This window comes from Candidatus Delongbacteria bacterium (genome assembly GCA_041675285.1).
GTDB lineage: Bacteria > CAIWAD01 > CAIWAD01 > CAIWAD01 > CAIWAD01 > CAIWAD01.
Genome location: JBAYTZ010000004.1, coordinates 275,076 through 293,249, shown reverse-complemented (window position 1 = coordinate 293,249; position 18,174 = coordinate 275,076). Strand labels below are relative to the sequence as shown.

The following is an 18,174-nucleotide window of genomic DNA, read 5'->3' as shown; positions in this document are numbered from 1 at the left end:
TCGAGTATTGGAATTGGCCCCAGCAGGGCGAGTTCATCCAGAGCTACTACCACGAGACCTACGGCGAGATCAGCGTGGACTTCAACCAGGAGTTCTACAACTGGGACGCCATCTCGCCCACCATGGTCAACGCGGACGTCGAAGAGCTGTTGTATCACGCCGGCGTCGCCGTCCGCATGAACTACGGCCCCAACTCCTCCTCGGCCCAGAGTTCGATGATCTCCACGGCGCTGCGCAGCTACTTCCGCTATCAGGACGCGACCCGGATGGTCTGGCGCAGCAGCTATACGGCCGAGTCCTGGCGCACCCTGCTGCACGCCGAGCTGAGCGCCGGCCGCCCGGTGATCTACCGCGGCCAGGGCCCCAACGGCGGCCACGCCTACGACGTGGACGGCGTGCAGGACAGCACCTGGTTCCACATCAACTGGGGCTGGAGCGGGACCTTCAACGGCTACTTCCTGCTGGACGACCTGAGCCCCGGCAACTACTACTTCGGCGACGTGCAGGGCGCCGTGATCGGCATCGCCCCCGACGGCATGGCCCTCAATCACCAACCCGTCGTGGCCAGCCTCCAGTTGGTAATTCGGGACGGCGAGACCGCCCGGGCCACTCTGTCGGGCTACGACGCGGACGGCGATGAGCTGAGCTACTCGGTGGATGGTCAGCCCATCGAAGGCCAGGCCTGGAGCTGGCGTCCGCGCGCGGGCAAGTGCGGCACTTATGTCTTCGCCTATCAGGCTTGCGACGCGTACGGTTGCGGCCAGCCCTCCGACCTGATCGTGGTCGTGCACGACGAGGATCCGCCCCATTGGGTGGCCGGTCCGGGACCGGATGGAACCGGAATCGACACTCTCAGCGTCCGGCCGGACAGCCTGGCGGCGTGGCAGTGGTCGCTGCAAGCCGGGCTGGACAGCCAATCGATCTGGGGCGACGTCCGCAGCCTGCCCAGGGCGAGTGAAGCCGCATTGGCCGACCAGCAGGACACGCCCCAACCCGCCAACAGGACCCTGCGCCCGGCCTATCCGAACCCCTTCAATCCAAGCACGACCCTGCCCGTCGACCTGGCGCATTCCGGGCACGTGCGCGTGAGCATCTACAACGTGGCCGGGCAGCGCGTGGCACTCCTGCAGGACGGCAACCTGGCAGCCGGTCATCACGAGCTGCGCTGGTCCGCCGACCAGCTGGCCAGTGGTCTCTACTTGGCAGTGCTGGAGACGGGCAGCGGCACGGGCTCACAACTCCTGCACCTGTTGAAGTAGCCGGTGCTGCGGCCCGCGCGGCGCACATGACCTAAAACACGCAAGAGGGGCGCACGTGCGCCCCTCTTGCTGATTGTGGTTGGTCGGCGGCGGAACTCAGTCCGAGCCCAGGCTCCAGCGCAGGCCGAGGCCGGCGCGGCGCACGGTGAAATCCTTCACGGCGCCGATGGCGCTCCAGGCGGCCTCGCTGTCGCGGTGCTCGTACTCGAGCAGCGGAATCAGCCGCAGCTGCCGGTTGAGATCGAGCCGGCCCTGCAGTCGGAAGAGCCAGCGCCGGTCGTGGCGGGCAGAGTGGAAGGGGTCCAGCAGCTCGCCCAGTCCGCTCTGGTAGCGACGGTCGCGCAGCACCAGCCCCGCGTCCAGGCCGGACTTCCAGCCGCCCAGGGTGCCGCTCCAGCCCAGGTTCAGGTTGTACTGGTCCTCCTGCTGGGTGGCGTCGCCGCTCTCGCTGTCGGCCCCCAGATTCACCTCGCCGGGCTGCACGCCCGGGTAGCCCACGTTGTCCGTGTCGCTGAATTCCCAGCCCAGTCCGGCGCTCAGGCCGGCAGGCATGCGCCAGGTCAACTCCAAACCCAGGCTCCAAGCCTCGGAGTCGTACTCGGTGAACCAGGCGTTGTAGTACTCGTTGGAGCGCGCCGCGCTGAGGCTGAGCCCCGGCTGGCGGAACCACTCGCCCAGATCCCGGGCGCGGGCCCGCAGGGTCAACTGGGTCAGGTCGGAGTCGAAACTGGCGCCCCGCTCGCGGCCTGTGTCACGGTCGGTGAAGCGGCGCAGGTCGTAGTTGTCCAGGAAGCGCCAGGAGAGTTCCGCGCCCCAGCCCGGCCGGGGTTGCCAGCCCAGCGCCAGCCGCTGGCTGGTGTTAGCGCCGCCCGCCACGGCGGGCACGGAGGTCCACTTGCCGTCCCAGCCCAGGCTGAGCCGCCCCTGGCCCGGCTTGCCGCCCACCCAACTCTGCAGCTTGGCCAGTGGACCGCGGCGGGACTTCAGCCGCCAGCGCAGCTCGGCGCCCACCCGGTGCTCGAGCTTGAGCACGTCGGAGCGTTCCACGTCGGGCTGGAAGGCCGGATCCTCCTCCAGTTGCTCCAGGTCGCGGGGCGAGAGCTTGAGGATGTTGTCGTCCGTCACCAGACGCTCCTCCAGGCTCAGGCTCCAGTCGGGAGCCGCGGCCGGCAGCAGCGCCGGCGCCAGGGCCAGGCAGAGGAGCGTCAGCGTCAGGCGTGGGCGCATGGACACGTCACTTTCCCGGATTGCGCAGGGATTCCCGCGGCAGCAGGAAGCGCAGGTTCACTTCGCGCCCGCTGTCCTGGAACTTCACCTTATAGACGTGCCGGCCGGCCGGAACCTCGATGTAGATCAGCTCCCCGCGGGCGGGCGTGCTGTCGTCCTTGCCCACGTAGACGGCCTGGTTGCTATGGCGGCCGCGCAGGACCCAGGTGTTCTTCAGGGTGCCGTCCTCATAGACCTTGAGCTGGTACTTCTGACGGCCGGCCATGGTGGTGTTCCAGTCCAACCGGCTGATCACCTTCACCACCGTGGGGCCCGTGGCCTCCAAGGCCAACTCCTCGCCGGAGGTCAGCACCTGGTAGGTGCTGCGCGTCTCGGCCACGCTCACGTCGCGCGTGCGGATCCGCTCCCGGGGCAGCAGGTCGATGGTCCCGCCCTTGGGCAGCGGATGCACGGCCTTGCGCTTGAGGCGCAGCAGCACGAAGTCGCCCGGTGACTCTTTCACCTGGAAGGTGAGTTTGTGCGTGCCGTAGGGGATGCGGATCTCGTCCGTGACGGAGCTGGAGAGCCGCGGCCACTTGGCGGGATCGGCGGCGTTCTTGTCATCCTTGGCCGGCTGCAGGCGCACGCCCGAGGAGCGCTTCACCGGGTGGGCGAACTCGCCGCCGGGTTGGCCGTCCAGGGTCCAAGCCAGCCGGGTCTGGGTGTCCTTGTACTTGGTGCGCCAGGGGGAGCGGGTCACCACGCGCAGCACAGCCGGTCCGTTGACCGTGGCGCTCATGGTGCCGTCCTTGGCCAGCTGCCAGTAGACGCGGCTCTTGCCGTCCACCTGCGCCATCACGCGCTGGGCGCCGCTGACGTGGCGAATGGTGGTCCAGGCCGCGTGGGTCAGTCCCGCCAGCAGCAGCGCGGCGACCAGCACCAGCGTGCCTGCCTGCAACCGCCGGTTCAGGTGCTTCCAGTTCTTCAGCATGCGTCCTCCGCGCCTTGCCCGATGTCGCCCGGGATTCTGTCGCCCCGGGACGTGCTCACAGATGCTCGTCCGGCGTGGCGGCCTCGCCCAGACGCTGCATGCGCAGGTCGAAGCGGATCACCACCAGCACCAGGATGGTCATGATCGCCACCGCCAGCCCCACCACGCGCAGGTCGTAGCGACCCTCCACGAAGAGCGCGCCCTCCCCCGGCTGGGGCACGTGGCTCGGCCGCCAGGGGATGCCGTACTGCGCCAGCAGCGCGCCGAAGCGCCGCGGCACGTACTTGAAGTTGATCACGGACACGCCGCTGTCCGAGAAGTAGTGCACCACGCCCTTGGCCGGCGGATTGTCGTCACTCAGGTGCCGCGTGAAGCCCAGGGGAATCACGTTGGCGTTGTCCGGGTGACCCAGGCTGACCACGCCGCCGCCCACGTTGACGTAGGCCCGGTAGCCGCGCAGGGATTCCTTCACCGCGTCCTTGTAGACCTGGATCCGCCCCAGCACGGCCTGCTCCAGGGTCTCCGGGTTCAGATAGGCCACGCCGTTGCGCTCGATGGCCGCGCGCACCAAGGCGCGACCCTCGGGCGAGAGGCTGCGGCCGCGGTCGTCCGCGCCGCCGATGCTGGCCGCCACGCTGCGGAAGCCCACCTGGCCGTTGTCCACCAGCACGCGCTCCATGTCCAGCCAGGTGAAGTCCGGATCATTGGCGCCATACCACGAGCTGCTGACGCTGGTGATGATCACCGGCTCCAGCTCCAGAACCTTGCAGGCCGCCAGCAGCGCCAGGTTGAGCCCCGGGAAGGAGCCCGTCATGCCCACGGCCAGCTTGTCGCCCTTCTCCAGCCCCGCGTCCTTGAAGATCTGCACCATCATGGCGGCGGTGTTGGGGTTGGTGGTGGCCAGCTTGGCCTGGTGGTTGCCCTCGGTGGAGGTGATGGGCGTGTGCTTCTGGCCGATGAGCAGCGTGCGGTCGGGATCGTTCACGACATCCACGAAGGCGGCCTCGGGGGCCTTGACCTCCCGCAGCAGCGCCACCCAATTCTCCATCAGGCGCGCGGCCTCGAGTTTCTCGTCGTAGTGGGGCTGCTTGTGCTCCACCCGGCTGAACTCGGCCCAGTTGTAGAGGCCGTAGGAGACCAGCGAGAGGACCAGCAGGGTCCAGATGGATTTGAGACTGGGCTTAAACATGCAGCACCTCCCCGCCGGTGAACAGCATCAAGAGCAGGCGCACGCAGCTGGCCACCAGCAGCAGGCAGAGCAGGGTCTTCACCACGCCTTGCTTGTCCATCCAGTTGGCGATCAGGCCGGGAATGATGAAGCCCACGGCCTGCATCTGCAGGTCCACGCCGAACATGTCGTAGAACGTGGACTGGCGCGAGAAGTAGCCCAGCACGAAACCGATCAGGATGGACAGCACCAGCCGGCGCCGCCCGTAGATGAACATGACCTTGGAGAGGCCCTTGATGATGCCGAAGGTGATGAAGCTGACCAGGAAGGTTCCCAGCAGGCGCAGCGGTTCGTGCATCTGCAGGGCCACGTAGCCCGGCACCACAATGCCGCCCGCCGACACGCCGATCACCTCCTGGAAGATCATGCTCAGGATGACGCCCAGGCCGACGCTGATTTCGATCATGCCGCACTCCTGTCGCGGAAGTAATGGGCCACTTCGTGTCCGCCGCCGTGGACGTTGCCGATGCCCATGACGGTCATGGTTTCAAACGGCAGGCCCACCACCGTATTCCAGGTGACTTCGGGATAGACCATGCCCAGGTTGATGACCTTCTCCTGGGGCAGGCCCATGCGGTAGCAGACTCCCAGCAGCTTGTCGGTGACTTCGCCGATCAGCACCAACCGGGAGTAGCTGGTGTCCTGGTGCACCATCTCCACCAGCTGCTCGCTGCGCTCGAAGCGGTCCTTGCGCGTGTTGAGGATGAACACCGTCGCGCCGGGGTCGTCCTGCACGCCCGTGACACGCTGCCAGATGGCCAGGGTGGATTCGGGATCGTTGGCTGCCAGGGCGTTGACGAAGGTGATGCGCTTGCCCTCGTGCACGGCGCTGAACTTCTTCAGCGCGCCGCAGTCCGGCGCGGCCCGGTACATGCCCTCCAGCGCCACCTCGCGCGACACGCCCAGCTGGGCGGCCACGGCCAGCGCCAGGGCCACGTTTTCCTTGTGCTCGATGTAGCCGAAGGGCCGCATGTCCTCGTCGCTGACGGGCTTGTCGGTGACCTCGTGGAGCTCCGTGCCCCGCCGGGCGGCCACGGTCTTCATCAGGCCGATGAGCTTGTGCTCGCAGGTGAAGGCCACCTTGCCCCAGGGCAGCGTATTGCACAGGCTGCGGGCCACGTTCTCCACCGTGGGACCCATTTCCTTCAAGTGGTCGGGCCGGGCGTTGGTGATCACGCCGATGGTGGAGCGCACCATCTTGTGTTCGGCGATCCACTGGTACTCCGGCTGCACGGCCATGCACTCGATCACCAGGGCGCGCGGTTTGCGCGCGGAGGCGAAACTGATCACCCGGGTCTGCTCGATGATGTTGGCCCCGCGCGGCCGGATGATCGGGATCTCCGAGCCGTCCTCCAGGATCACCTGGGGCGCGCTGCCCGTGGTCTTGGCCACGGTCTGGATGCCCCCGGCGCGCAAAGCGCCGGCGATCAGGCGGGTCACGCTGGATTTACCGCGCGTCCCGTTGACGTGGATGCGGATGGGGATGGACAGCAGATGACGCTGATGCCGCCGGAACTCGGCGATGCCCAGCAGGATGATCAGCCCGACCAACAAAGCAATGATGATCATACGCGTTCCGGACTAGATCCAGCACTTGGGACGATCCCGCCCTGTTCGCAGGTCGCTCCCCGCCGGCCCGCCGCCGCGCAAGCTGCGCGACACGCTGCCGAAGCTGCCGGGGAGACCATGCCGAAAATGGCCGGGCGATACGGTGCAAACGTGGAATTTTCTGCAGAAATCACGCCAGAATTGAGCCCGGACGGACAGGCGGGCCGCTGGAGCGCATCCCTCGGAGCCGCGAATTCAATCTGCCAGCTCAACAAAATAATCCTAAAGCGAAATCGCACTTTGTTCGGCGATTTCCCAGACTGGGGGCCGGGGCGGACCGGGGCCCGAGCAGCGACCTTCCCGCGGGGCTGTCTTGAATTCTTTGCACTTCGTTGCTCCCCTTCACGGAAGTGGCGCTCGAGGCCCGTTGCGGCGCTGGTTCGCGCCCCGGACGGGGGGTAAAATCAAGCCCCAGCCGCTCAAGGGGATGGCACTCTTTTTGCGACCCGGTTCATGAATGCAGACAGTTGATCGGTCAAGGCGAATGGCGTCCCGACACACACCGCGACACCCGGCATCCTCCCCGTCTCGCAGCGCGCACCAGCTGGGCTGGCTCTGCTTGGTCCTGTGTCTGGCCTGCTGCGCGGCCGGCGCCCGGGAGCTCCGCGCCCAGGAGCTGTGTCTGCCATCCAGCGCCCGGCCGGTGCCGGCCGTCACCCTGGAGGAGCACGCGCCGGGTGGCGAGCGCGAAGAGGCCTTGATCTGTTACCACCAGGGCTCTACGTACTACGTCAAGGAGCCCCATCCAAGCAACGGCGCGGTGGGACCGCTCTTCCAGCGCATCACGCCGGGCAGTTCGGGGCACATGAACGCCTTCGAACTGCGGCTGTACAACAACTTCCCGGGCAACCTGCGGCACGAGGGGCTGGTGCAGCTGACAGTCCACCGCCGAGTGGGCCTTCTGCCCGGTCCCTTCGAACAGATGTCCATTTTCAGCACGGACACGGTGGAGACCGGCGTGCTGAGCATCCCCTTGAGCCTGCCCTTTGATTTCGGCCAGGGTGAGGAGTTCTTCCTGGGCCTGAGTTTCCTGCCCGCCGCCTCCGTGGACACCGTCGCCTACGTCACGGCCGGCCTGGGCTCCTACACGGGCCACTCCTTCTTCCTGCAAAACGGCCAGATCGTCTGGTGGGGCGCGCCCGACGGCACACCCTTCGGCGACATGCACTTCTGTGCCCAGGTCTGGCTGGACACCGCGCAGGCCTATCTGCAGTTTCCCTGGACCCGGCTGGATCTGGGACGGGGCCCGGCGGGCCAGCCGCTGTCCATCACCGTGCCCGTCCTGAATCAGGGCACGGCCCCGCTGCAGGTGCAGGCTGAAACCGAGGGCCCGGGCTGGAGCGCCCGGCTGCTGGGGCCAGATTCCCTGATGCCGCCGGACACGCTCTTCCTGCAGGTCAACTGGGAGGGAAGCGGCGATTCCCTGGGCTACGGGGCGCTGCTGCTGCAGACCAACGCCACCAACAACCCCGTGCGCACCATTCCCCTGCTGGGGGCCACCAGCATGGCGGACCTGCTGATCGCGAACTGGGACGAATGGGCGCTGGCCACCGAGCAGCTGCTGGATTCCAGCGACGCCAACCATGCCTGGCGCCTGGTCCAGGGTCTGGGCCGGCCGGGCCCTTTCATGGGGCACGACGCCCCCATCCAGGGCCTGACCTGCGAAGACGTGGTCTTCCTGGGCGGCCTGCGCCTGCAGGAGGGGGCGCAACTGGGCCTGCGCTGGAGCCAGTACCGGCGGCACTCCTCGGGCCTGCGCCGGCACGCCTTCTGCTGGCGGCTCAGCGGCACGACCCAGTGGCAGATCCTCGCCGAGCCCAACTTGATCCAGGATCCCTGGCTGGGTCCGGCCGACGAGTGGTGGACCACGCCCTGGTTGCCGTGGACCGTGCCCGCCAGCGGCACCTTCGATCTGGGCCTGCTCTACGGCGGCGAAGGCGCCTATGACCGCTGGTACGTCGACGATCTGGAGCTCATGGTGAACGGGCGCTTGGCCCCGCCGGAGCTGCGCGTGAACAATTGGGCCGGCGCGCTTTGCCTGGCCTGGGATCCCGTGCCGGGCGCCTCGCACTACCGGGTGGATCGCGTGGATTGCCAACCGGCGCAATGCCTGGGCTGGACCACGGGCACCAGCTGGAAACTTGCCCGGGAGCAGCGGCGCGGGGCCGGATGCTACCGGGTCAGCGCCTGGAACGATCGACCCCTGCAAGTGGAGGATTGAGCATGACCTGGCAAGACCGCACCGTCCTGGTGACCGGCGCCGGCGGCTTCATCGGCCGTCACCTGTGCCGGCGCCTGCTGGCGGAGGGCGCCCGCCTGCGCATCCTCCTGCGCTATGTCTCACAGCCCGCCGCCCAGCGCCTGCCCGAGGACATCCTGCGCCAGGCGGAGGTCCACCGCGGCGACGTGGGCGACACGGCCCTCCTGCGCGCGGCGCTGCAGAACACGGAGGTGGTGTTCCATCTGGCCGCGCTGGTGGGCATCCCCTACTCCTATGCCTGCCCGGCGGAGGTGTTCCGCGTCAACGCCGGCGGCACCCTGGCCCTGCTGGAGGCGGCGCGCCAGCAGCGGCCGGAGCGCGTGGTGCTCACCTCCACCAGCGAAGTCTACGGAAGCGCGCAACAGGTGCCCATGCCCGAGGACCACCCGCTCTGCGCCCAATCGCCCTATGCCGCCTCCAAGATCGCCGCGGATCAGCTGGGCCTCGCGTATCACCGTTCCTTCGGTCTGCCCGTGGCCGTGCTGCGCCCCTTCAACACCTACGGCCCCGGCCAGAGCGGGCGCGCGGTGATCCCGTCCATCCTGGGCCAGGCCCTGGCGGGCGGCGAGTTGCAACTGGGCGCCACGGAGACCACGCGCGACTTCAACTACGTGGACGACACGGTGGAGGCCTTCCTGGCGGCGGGTCACGCCCCGCTGGCCCTGGGGCGGGTCACCACCTACGGCAGCGGCCGCGAGACCTCCATCGACGAGGTCATCCGCCTGGCGGGCGGCCTGCTGGGGCGCGAGCTGGGCGTGGTCCAGGATCCGGCCCGCCGGCGCCCCGCGGAGAGCGAGGTGCTGCGCCTCTGCTGCGATCCGGAGCCCGCCCGCCGCGTGCTGGGCGTCAGCGCGCGCGTGCCGCTGGAGGAAGGGCTGAGTCGCACCCTGGAATGGCTGCGCGGGCAGCCCCAACGCCCGGGCGGTTCCTATGACATCTGACCTGCATGGTGACGAGGCCCGCCTGCGCGAGCTGGTGGGTGTGGGTTGTGACACGGAGGAGCGCGCCCGCCTGGAGCGCACGCTGGAGCGGGACTCCGGCTTCCTGGAACGCTGGTTCCTGCCGCTGGAGCGCCAGGCCTTGGGCGCGGCCCCGGACCCCGTCGGCCTGGCCCTGCAGCTCTTCTGCCTGAAGGAGGCGGCGATCAAGGCGCTCTGGGCCCAGCACCAGGTGGGGCCGGATTCCGTGGAGTGCCGCTGGAGTTCCGACGCCGGCTGGAGCCTGCGTCTGCTGCCCGGCCGTCGTGGACTGCAACTGGAAGGTCAGGCCGGGCTGGAGGGCGACCTGGGCTGGGCCCGGGTGCTGGCCTGGCAGGGTCCGGAGGCCCGGACGGAAACGGGCCGGGATTCCTCCCGGCCCGCGCTCGGCTTCGGTGATCAGGGAACGCCCGAGACCCTTCGCTAATCCCGGACCGGGAAGTCCAGCCGGTCGGCCAGCGGCCGCTCCAGCGGAGCGAAACCCGGCCGTCCCATCCGCTGATAGGTCAGGATCTTGCCCGCCTCCACGCCCGGCTGGTCGAAGGTGTTGATGTCCAGCAGCTCGCCGTTGACGAAGGTCTCCAGCATGAAGAACTGGAAGAGCTGGCCCAGCCAGTAGGCGTCCAGCGTCGGCAGGGACAGCGTCCGGCTGCCCCGACCTTCTGCCCGCAGGGCCTCCGCCGTGCTCTCCTGCTCCGCGTTGATCAGCTCGGACAGGTCATGCCCGGCCAGATAGGCCACCTCGGGATCCTCCTCGAAGATCCGCGGAATCGGACTGGCGCCCTGGAAGGCCTCCAGTCGCACGAAGGTCAGCAGCTTGTCCGCCGGCCCCTCCATGAAGAGCTGCAGCAGGCTGTGCTGATCCGCGGCCCCCAATGCCCCCAGCGGCGTGCTGCCCGAATGCACCTCGCGGCCCTGGCGATCGCTGCGCTTGCCCAGGGATTCGCCCCACAGCTGGACGTACCAGTTGGCCACGTAGCGCAGGCGGCGGGAGTAGGGCATCAGCACGTGCACGGAACCCAGCCGTTGGAACCAGAGCCAGGCGGCGGCGGAGGCGCAGAGCACGCGGTTCTCCTGCCACGGGGAGCGGGCGGCGTCCAGGGTCAGGGCCTCGGCGCCGGCCAGCAGCGCGTCCACGTCCAGGCCCAGCACGGCAGCCGGAAAGAGCCCCACGTTGCTGAGCAGCGAGAAGCGTCCGCCGGTCTTGGGCGGAATGTCCAGCACGGCCAGGCCCTCCCGGGCGGCCAGGCGCTGCAGCAGGCCCTGACCGGCGTCGGTGGTCACCACCACGTGCTCGCGCCAGCGCTCGCCCAGCGCCTTGCGCAGCCAGTCGGCCACGGCCATGAAATTGGCGGCCGTCTCGGCGGTGGTGCCCGATTTGCTGACGATGTTCACCAGGGTGCGACCCGGCGCCAGCACGTGCAGCATTTCTCGCAGGGCGTCGGGGTCGCTGTTGTCCAGGACGTGGAAGCGCGGCCGTCCGCCCCGCAACTCGGGCCGGTCGTTCCAGAAACCGTGGCACAGCGCGGCCTGGATGGCGATGGTGCCCCAGGTGCTGCCGCCGATCCCGATCAGCAGAAAGTCGTCGAAGGACCCCGCCAGCCGGGCCGCCAGCGCCTTGGCCGCGGCGACTTCCGGGCGCCGGAAGGTGTTGGCGAAGGTGCCCGTCTCGCTCTCCACCATGGCGGCCAGCCTCGTGCGGATCTCTTCCAGTTGGGGCGCCAGCGCGTCCAGTTCGGCCGCCGCCAACCCGCCGCCGCCGCCCAGATTTCCAGCCAACATCCGGCTTAAATCAATACCCAGCAATGACTTCATTCAAACCCCAGGATTCTGGCCGGTGGCAGCCGGCGACCCGCTGACATGAGGAAAGCCACCCAGCCCCAGGGTGGCTTTCAGAATTTCCGGCTTCCCAATGCACAAACGGCCCGCTTCGGTTTGGGGAATCAGGCAGTCTGGGCACGGGAGACCGCGCTCAGGCTTTCGGCTTCTTCTCCTCGGCCGGGAGAATCTTGTACATGCCGGCACCGCAGGCGCTGCAGGCGCCCTTGACGGCATTCCGTCCATTCTTCATCGAAAGATTGGCCACATCCTTCATCTCCCGATGGGCCCGACAACGCATGCAATAGCCAGAGTGTGACATGACGCCTCCTTGTTGATCGCGGTCACAAAAGTGGGATATCCAACAAGAATCTTCAAAGCAAAAGTGCGGTCGCGTGAAGCTTGTCAAAGCCGGACCGCGCAGGCGTCGCACGGCTACGGAAAAACGGGCGGAATCCGGCGGCCACTTGCGTGGATCCCGGATCCCGCCCGCGCTTGGTTCAGGCCGCGGCCTTGTTCCGCCGCTCCAGATCGATCAGCTTCTTCTTGAGGAAGAAAACCACGAACAGTCCCAGCACCAGGAACAGCGATCCCACGTAGACCACCAGGTGGCCCGGGTCGTTGTTCACCGACAGGATGGTGGTCTCCTGCCCGCCCATGTTCTGGGCCCGCCGGAAGCTGGACTGGAAGAACTTGTAGCCCCGGTGAATCAGGGTGTTGTTCATGGAGATTTCGATCTCCTTGCCCGTGATCCCCTGCTCCGGGTCGTCCAGCACCACGAAGGACGCGTAGCCCGCGGCCATCATCGTGCCCGGGTAGCGGTCCTCGACGAAATCCTTCAGGGTCAGGCTGAAGCCCAGCGGAATGCGGTTCTGCTCGAAGCCGATCAGCCAGAGTTTGCCGTCCACTTCGATGGGCTTGCGCTGGCCCATGCGCAGCCACTTCTGCTCCACCACGCCGTCCTTGTCCAGGCGCAGGCGCAGGGCGGGCATCTCGCCCTTCACGCCGATGTTCTCCATGTCCTCCTGGCGCCAGGCCTTGCGCAACACCTGGTCCACGGAGAGCTGGAAGCCCATCCAGGGCAGGGTGAGGGCCGCGCCGCCCACGGCGACGGGCTGCTCCACCAGCTTGCCGCCGGCCATCCAGGCCGCGCGCACGTCCTGCCCGATCAGCCCGAAGCGGATCTGCTTGTCGCCCAGGTCGTGGTCGGAGAAGACCGGCTGCCACTGAAAGCCGGAGAGGCGCGTCAGCGTGGGCTCGTTGCCCAGCAGCGGATCGAAGTCGGGCATGTTCTGGAAGTAGACGTAGCGGTCGCTCTGTCCGCCCTTGGCGAGCAGGAACTCCAGCGCCGGATTGGCGGCGGGTCCGGGCATGTCCAGGGCCGCGCCCTTCTCGTTCATGGAGAAGTTGCGGTACACCTTGACCAGTTGCAGGCTGTGGCCGCCGGACAGCGCGACGGACTCGCCCGGCGCCGGCAGCTCCACGTTCTGCCGGGCCCCGCCCAGCAGGAAGGCCAGGCTGCCGTTGCCCGCCGAGGCCAGCGACGCCAGCCAGCTGGCCTGGTCCGGAGCCTCCACGGCCTCGAACTGCAGCATGCCGTTGAAGTCGCGCACGTTCTCGCCGGGCCGGCGCGGGAAGAGCCAGACCTCCTCCGAGAACATGGCCGACTTGAAGAGGAAATGCAGGCCCGGATTCTCCACCGGGCCATCCTCCTTCACGTTCAGCTTGGGCTGGGCGTCCGTGTAGTAGCGGTCCGCCGTGAAGCTGCCGCCGCCGGGGATCTGGTACTCCTCGTTGAGGAATTCCTGGGGCGGACTGCTCTGCAGATTGGTGGGGAAGACCACCACCGGCACGTCGAGCTTCTGCGGATCGTAGACCGTCAGCACCAGCTCGCGGGTGGAGATGTAGTCCGACGAACCGCCTTCGTCGATGCTCATCGTGCCCTCGAAGCCATACTGGCGGGTCATCCACGCGCCCACCAGGATCACCAGGATGGAGGTGTGGATGCAGATCACGCCCAGATGCCGCAGGCGCCAGGGACGCAGGTTCCAGGTGGCCAGGCTCAGGTTCACGCCGAACAGCGCCAACAGCAGGTCGAACCAGACGGTCCGGTAGATGTAGGCCTGCACCAGATGCGTCGAGGTGGACGACTCGAATTTGGTGGCGAAGGCCAGGATGAGCGCGATGAGGAACAGCAGGCTGACGCCGAGTCCAAGCGACGACAGGATGCGATAGAGTCGTTTCAACAGGTTCATGTAGGCGGAATCTTTCTTCGTTTCGTTTCTCCCGCAAGAAGATGGCAAATGCACCTTCTAAGGTAAGCCTTGATCATCAAGGAGATATCGAGGAAGGCGTCACGCGTCGGGCACAAACCAGATGGCGCCGCCAATAACCTTCCTCCAAGGTGTTCCACTCCACGCCCTGGGTGGTGCTGGAATGGATGAAGCGGCCGTCGCCGCCGTAGATCCCCACGTGCGAGATGCGCCGCCCGCCGCTGGTGGCGAAGAAGACCAGATCGCCGGCCTCCAGCTCGCCCCGGGAGACGGGCATGCCCAGCTTGGACATCTCCGCGCTGTTGCGCGGCAGATCCTTGCCCCAGGCCTCCTGCACCACGCGGCGGACCATGCCGCTGCAGTCCATCCCGCGCTCCGTGTCGCCGCCGAAGCGGTAGGGCGTGCCCAGGAACTGCTCCGCCGTCTCCACCAGGTCGGAACTCTCCTTGGAAAACAGCCGCAGGCTGGGCAGGCCGCCGCCCCGCCGGGCGTCCTTCTTGCGCTTGGTGCGCAAGGCGCCGCCGGACTTCTCCGGCTCCGGCTTCGAGCCGCGCGGCTTGGCCTGCTTGCCGGCGGGCGCCTGGGCCGGCGGCCGTTCGGACTCGGGGGTGCGAAAGCGCGGTTGGCTGCGCAGGCTGGCGCACCCGCTGAAGGCGAGCACCAGGCTGAAGGCCCAGAGCCAGCCCAGCGTCCGGCGCGTCCGGCGCAGGAAACCCGGCCGGCGCCCGCTACCGATAGCCTGAGGCACGAAAGCGCTCGATGTAGGCCTGATAGTTGGCCGCGCTCTGCCTGAGCTTGGCCACTTCCTCGGCGCTGAGCGCGCGCTTGACCTTGGCCGGGCTGCCCGCCACCAGCGAGCGCGGCGGGATGATCATGCCCTCCAGCACCGTGGACCCCGCCGCCACCAGCGATTCCGTGCCCACGATGGCGCCGTCCAGCACCGTGGCCTGCATGCCGATCAGGCAGCCGTCCTCGATGGTGCAGCCGTGCAACATGACCATGTGGCCCAGCGTCACTTCGTTGCCGATGCGCAGGGGCGCGGTGTCGTGGGTAACGTGCAGCACGGCGCCGTCCTGCACGTTGCTGCGCTCGCCGATGCGGATCCAGTTCACGTCGCCGCGCACGACGGCGTTGAACCAGACGCTGCTACCGGCGCCGATCTCCACGTCGCCAAGGACGATGGAGCCCGGCAGGAGGGCCACATCATCCGCCAGCCGCGGGCTTTTTCCTTCGAAGTCCAAGATGGTCCCCAGACGCATGGATTCTCCTTGCCAATCGGCGATGTGCTGTCATCCCGGCATTTGTCCGGGAGCCTTGTTTTCCACCTTTCTGCTTGCGCCAGAAAGGTGGAGCCAAAGAGGCGCTTTTTCTCACCCGCCAGAGTCAGCCCGCCTCCCGGCGGGCTTCCGCTGGCGGCAGCAGCTCCTTCCTGTCTCCAGCTAGTTGGTTCGCGCTTCGCGCTTCACCCATTTTCTCGTTCAGCCCTGCGGGCTTCACCTCACGTGACACAAACTGTCTTTGAGTCTTAGTGCCTTCGTGTTCAAACTGACTCTCAGATGAGCCAGCCCCGACCCAGGCCAACTCCAACTAACTCTCTGTGCCTCTGCGCCTCTGTGGTTCAACTCTTCAGCCGGTCGCCCGCAGTCGGCCTTCACCTCACGTGACACAAATCGTCTTCGAGTCTTCGAGCCTTCGTGTTCAAACGGACTCTCGGATGAGCCGGCCTTCGATCCAGGCAAATCCAACTCAACTCTCTGTGCCTCTGTGCCTCTGTGGTTCAGCTCTTCAGCCGGTCGCCCGCAGTCGGCCTTCACCTCACGTGACACAAATCGTCTTCGAGTCTTCGAGCCTTCGTGTTCAAACGGACTCTCGGGCAACCGAGCCTCGACCCAGGCAAATCCAACTCGAAGCTCTGTGCCTCTGTGCCTCTGTGGTGATTCCCACCCCGGGCTCTCAGCCCTGCACGGCCTTGGGCGCCGCCTGGAGCTGGATCCGGAAGGTGATCCCCCGCCCGGGCCGCGTGTCGTGCACGAAGATCCGGCCGCGGTGGTAGTCCTCCACGATGCGGCGGGCCAGCGAGAGGCCCAGGCCCCAGCCGCGGCTCTTGGTCGTGTAGCCGGGTCGGAAGATCTGCTCCTTGAGGGAGGGGTCCACGCCCTTGCCCGTGTCGGAGACATCCAGCACCACGCGCTGTCCCTGCCGCGCCGTGCGCGCCTCCAGGCGGATCTGCCCGCCACACTGGCCGATGGAGTCCAGCGAGTTCTTGACCAGGTTCTCGATCACCCACTCGAACAGAAAGGCGTTCAAACGGGCGGAGGGCAGCCCGGGTTCCACCACGATCTCAAAGAAAATGTCCCGCCCGCCCCGGGGCAGGCGGCTGCTGAAGTAATCCACCACGCGCTCCAGCAGCCGGGGCAGGTCCACCGGAGTCAGTTCCACCTCGGAGCCGATCTTGTTGAAGCGCGCGGCGATCTTCTCCAGCCGGGCCGTGTCCAGCTTCATCTGATCCAGGGCCTCGCCCATACCCGGGTCGGACTCCAGCACCTCGATCCAGCCCATCAGGCTGGAGATGGGCGTGCCCAACTGATGCGCCGTCTCCTTGGCCATGCCCACCCAGACGCCGCTCTCCTCGGCGCGCCGGATCTGGCGGAAGCCCAGGTAGCCCAGAAAGCCCACCAGGATCGAGGCCACCAGCGTGTAGACAGGAAAGAGCTGGACGCGCTCGATGAGCCGGGAATCCCCGTAGTGGAAGTAGTCCGTCAGCGTGTCGTACTGGAAGGGGATCGGTTCGTGGACCACGTCCATCTGGCGGATCATGCCATAGAGCAGCGTGCTGTCCGCGGCGGACAAGGTGTTGGGGGTCTTGGTGCTGTCGAAGGCCGAGTCCAGCGTGCGCCAAAACTTGGGATTGCCCCGGGCGTCCGTGACGATCAGCGGAAAGTCGATGGTCTGCAGGAAATCCAGCACCTGCTCGGGATTGTGCGTGGCCAGCAGGCCGTAGTGCTCCACGCGTACCGTCAGGTTGCGGCGGGCTTCCGCGCGCAGATCCTCCACCAGCTCGCGGGCCAGGAACAGGATGAAGATGGCCGCTGCCACGCCCAGCAACAGCACCAGGCTGCGCATCCCGCCGCCGCGCAGGATGACGGCTCGCCATTTTCCCCGCATGTGCCTCCGTTCCCACCCGGTGGTGTTCGCTTGCCTCCCGTACCGGTCAGCGCCCTGTCGGATTGGAGCGTTTCGCGGCCAGCACCAGCAGGCAGCCCCCCCGGCTGCGCCGGCCGCGCAGGTCCAGTTCGTTGAGCAGGCGCACGGGCAGCAGCATCAGCGCGGACCAGACCAGCACGAAGGGCAGGGTCCAGAAGCCAAGCTTGAGCGCGCGCAAGGGGCCGCGCACGCCCAGCCGCCAGGCCAGCCCGCCCGCCGCGCCATAGGTCGGGCGCAGCTCCAGCTCCTCCAGGCCCGCCTGGGCCAAGCGTTCCCGCATCATCGGCCGCGTGTAGCCCTCGCGCGCGTGCTCGCCCACCGCCGGCGTGCGGCGCAAGACCTCGGCCTCGCTCAGTTCGTCGGCCATGGCCGGCGTGTGCAGCAGCAGGCGGCCGCCCGGCGCCAGCACCTGGGCAAAGTTGCGGAACACGCGCCGATCGTCCTCGATGTGTTCCACCACGTCCACGTTGAGCACCAGATCCACCGCTTCGTCCAGCTCGAAGTCCAGCAGGTCGGCCACCCGGGCCTCCACATTCGTCACCCCGCCGCGCCGGCAGAGGTCCTGCAGCTGGTCCACGCAGGCCGGGTTGATGTCCACGGAAAGGATGCTGGCGCCTGGGAAGAAGCGATTGAGGGCCAAGGCGTACTGCCCGTAGCCCGTGCCGGCGTCCAGGATGCGGCGCGGCCGGAATCCCGATTCCGCCAGGGCGCGCAGGGCGCGCCGGACTTCCAACTCCCGCAGGAAGACCTGGCGTGACAACAGGAAGAGCAGGTGCTTCAGCCAGGTCTGGCGCAGGAAGAGGCGGGCCAGCCGCCCCTTGATGGGTTCGTAGTCCATGCGGCCAACATAGGGCCCAGCCCCGCCCCATGCAAGGTGGGAGGTCTGGCCGCCGGCCGGGCCGGGGCACGGGTTCGGCGCGCAGCTTTCCAGACAACTGGCAGGAGCCGTCGCCAACCTATGTCTCAAAGCTGACCGGTTCTGCACACTTTCGCCAGCTCCGGTGGAGGCTCCTGCGGCCAAAGACATGATCCGCAAGCAATTCCAAAGCTGGAACAGGATTTGCACGAGCCCCTGTCGCTCTAGAACCTGTCCGATCCGTTCCGGCGACCGCCGGACCCGAACATCGGACCCAGTGCAGCCGAACCAGAACGGCCCGGGTATCCCCTGGGGTTGTTCGTCATGACCGACGGTCGGTCTCCGCCCGCGTTCAGGCCTGTCCCGCACCCGACGCGGCCCAGGCGCGGCGCTTGTTGGATGTCTCGGGGTTGGCCTTCAGGCGATCCAGTGGCGTCGTTCAGTGAAGTCCGGAGCTTGAATCCTGCGCCGGACGCAGGCGAAGACCCTGTAAA

At 67.5% G+C, this 18,174-nt stretch carries 16 protein-coding genes; 4 read left to right on the top strand and 12 right to left on the bottom strand.

Annotated features, from left to right (window positions below; translation table 11 throughout):
- The coding region (locus WC326_06155) for a C10 family peptidase (protein ID MFA7330643.1) at positions 1–1,259 on the top strand (1,259 nt) is incomplete at its 5' end.
- A gap of 96 nt (positions 1,260–1,355) precedes the next feature.
- Here the strand turns inward: WC326_06155 and WC326_06150 are convergent.
- The 5 genes from WC326_06150 to pgsB are packed head-to-tail and all read right to left on the bottom strand — an operon-like array spanning position 1,356 to position 6,253.
- Entirely contained in the window at positions 1,356–2,492 is a 1,137-nt protein-coding gene (locus WC326_06150) for a hypothetical protein (protein MFA7330642.1), read from the bottom strand.
- 1 nt (position 2,493) lies between these two features.
- On the bottom strand, positions 2,494–3,456 hold the full coding sequence (locus WC326_06145) for a hypothetical protein (GenBank protein MFA7330641.1): 963 nt from the start codon (positions 3,454–3,456) through the stop codon (positions 2,494–2,496).
- Positions 3,457–3,511: 55 nt separating this feature from the next.
- Positions 3,512–4,645, bottom strand: coding sequence for a poly-gamma-glutamate system protein (pgsW, locus tag WC326_06140; protein ID MFA7330640.1), 1,134 nt, complete (start codon positions 4,643–4,645; stop codon positions 3,512–3,514).
- On the bottom strand, positions 4,638–5,090 hold the full coding sequence (pgsC, locus tag WC326_06135) for a poly-gamma-glutamate biosynthesis protein PgsC (protein MFA7330639.1): 453 nt from the start codon (positions 5,088–5,090) through the stop codon (positions 4,638–4,640). Before pgsC ends, pgsW begins: the two co-directional genes overlap by 8 nt.
- Positions 5,087–6,253 carry a poly-gamma-glutamate synthase PgsB gene (pgsB, locus tag WC326_06130; protein ID MFA7330638.1) on the bottom strand — a complete coding sequence of 389 codons (1,167 nt, stop codon included), beginning with the start codon at positions 6,251–6,253 and terminating at the stop codon, positions 5,087–5,089. The genes pgsC and pgsB overlap by 4 nt, the downstream gene beginning before the upstream one ends.
- 598 nt (positions 6,254–6,851) lie before the next feature.
- On the opposite strand from pgsB, the gene WC326_06125 reads away from it, so the two are divergent.
- The 3 genes from WC326_06125 to WC326_06115 are packed head-to-tail and all read left to right on the top strand — an operon-like array spanning position 6,852 to position 9,956.
- Complete coding sequence (locus tag WC326_06125; GenBank protein ID MFA7330637.1) at positions 6,852–8,513, top strand: hypothetical protein; 1,662 nt, start codon at positions 6,852–6,854, stop codon at positions 8,511–8,513.
- 2 nt (positions 8,514–8,515) lie between these two features.
- Entirely contained in the window at positions 8,516–9,493 is a 978-nt protein-coding gene (locus WC326_06120) for an SDR family NAD(P)-dependent oxidoreductase (protein MFA7330636.1), read from the top strand.
- Entirely contained in the window at positions 9,483–9,956 is a 474-nt protein-coding gene (locus tag WC326_06115) for a 4'-phosphopantetheinyl transferase superfamily protein (GenBank protein MFA7330635.1), read from the top strand. The genes WC326_06120 and WC326_06115 overlap by 11 nt, the downstream gene beginning before the upstream one ends.
- Here WC326_06115 and WC326_06110 read toward each other — a convergent pair.
- The 7 genes from WC326_06110 to WC326_06080 form a co-directional block, all read right to left on the bottom strand.
- Positions 9,953–11,344, bottom strand: coding sequence for a glucose-6-phosphate isomerase (locus WC326_06110; protein MFA7330634.1), 1,392 nt, complete (start codon positions 11,342–11,344; stop codon positions 9,953–9,955). The two genes, WC326_06115 and WC326_06110, sit on opposite strands and share 4 nt — an antisense overlap.
- A gap of 157 nt (positions 11,345–11,501) precedes the next feature.
- Positions 11,502–11,669, bottom strand: a complete 168-nt coding sequence (locus WC326_06105) for a DUF5679 domain-containing protein (protein ID MFA7330633.1) — start codon at positions 11,667–11,669, stop codon at positions 11,502–11,504.
- Positions 11,670–11,847: 178 nt separating this feature from the next.
- Positions 11,848–13,602, bottom strand: a complete 1,755-nt coding sequence (locus tag WC326_06100; protein ID MFA7330632.1) for a cytochrome c biogenesis protein ResB — start codon at positions 13,600–13,602, stop codon at positions 11,848–11,850.
- A 76-nt stretch (positions 13,603–13,678) separates the two neighbouring features.
- A complete protein-coding gene (locus WC326_06095; protein MFA7330631.1) occupies positions 13,679–14,368 on the bottom strand; it encodes a C40 family peptidase in 690 nt (229 codons plus the stop codon).
- Complete coding sequence (locus tag WC326_06090) at positions 14,349–14,879, bottom strand: gamma carbonic anhydrase family protein (protein ID MFA7330630.1); 531 nt, start codon at positions 14,877–14,879, stop codon at positions 14,349–14,351. The genes WC326_06095 and WC326_06090 overlap by 20 nt, the downstream gene beginning before the upstream one ends.
- Positions 14,880–15,573: 694 nt before the next feature.
- Positions 15,574–16,785: a HAMP domain-containing sensor histidine kinase gene (locus WC326_06085; protein ID MFA7330629.1), complete on the bottom strand. Its 1,212-nt coding sequence runs from the start codon at positions 16,783–16,785 to the stop codon at positions 15,574–15,576.
- Positions 16,786–16,831: 46 nt separating this feature from the next.
- A complete protein-coding gene (locus WC326_06080) occupies positions 16,832–17,662 on the bottom strand; it encodes a methyltransferase domain-containing protein (protein ID MFA7330628.1) in 831 nt (276 codons plus the stop codon).
- Positions 17,663–18,174 lie beyond the last annotated feature (512 nt).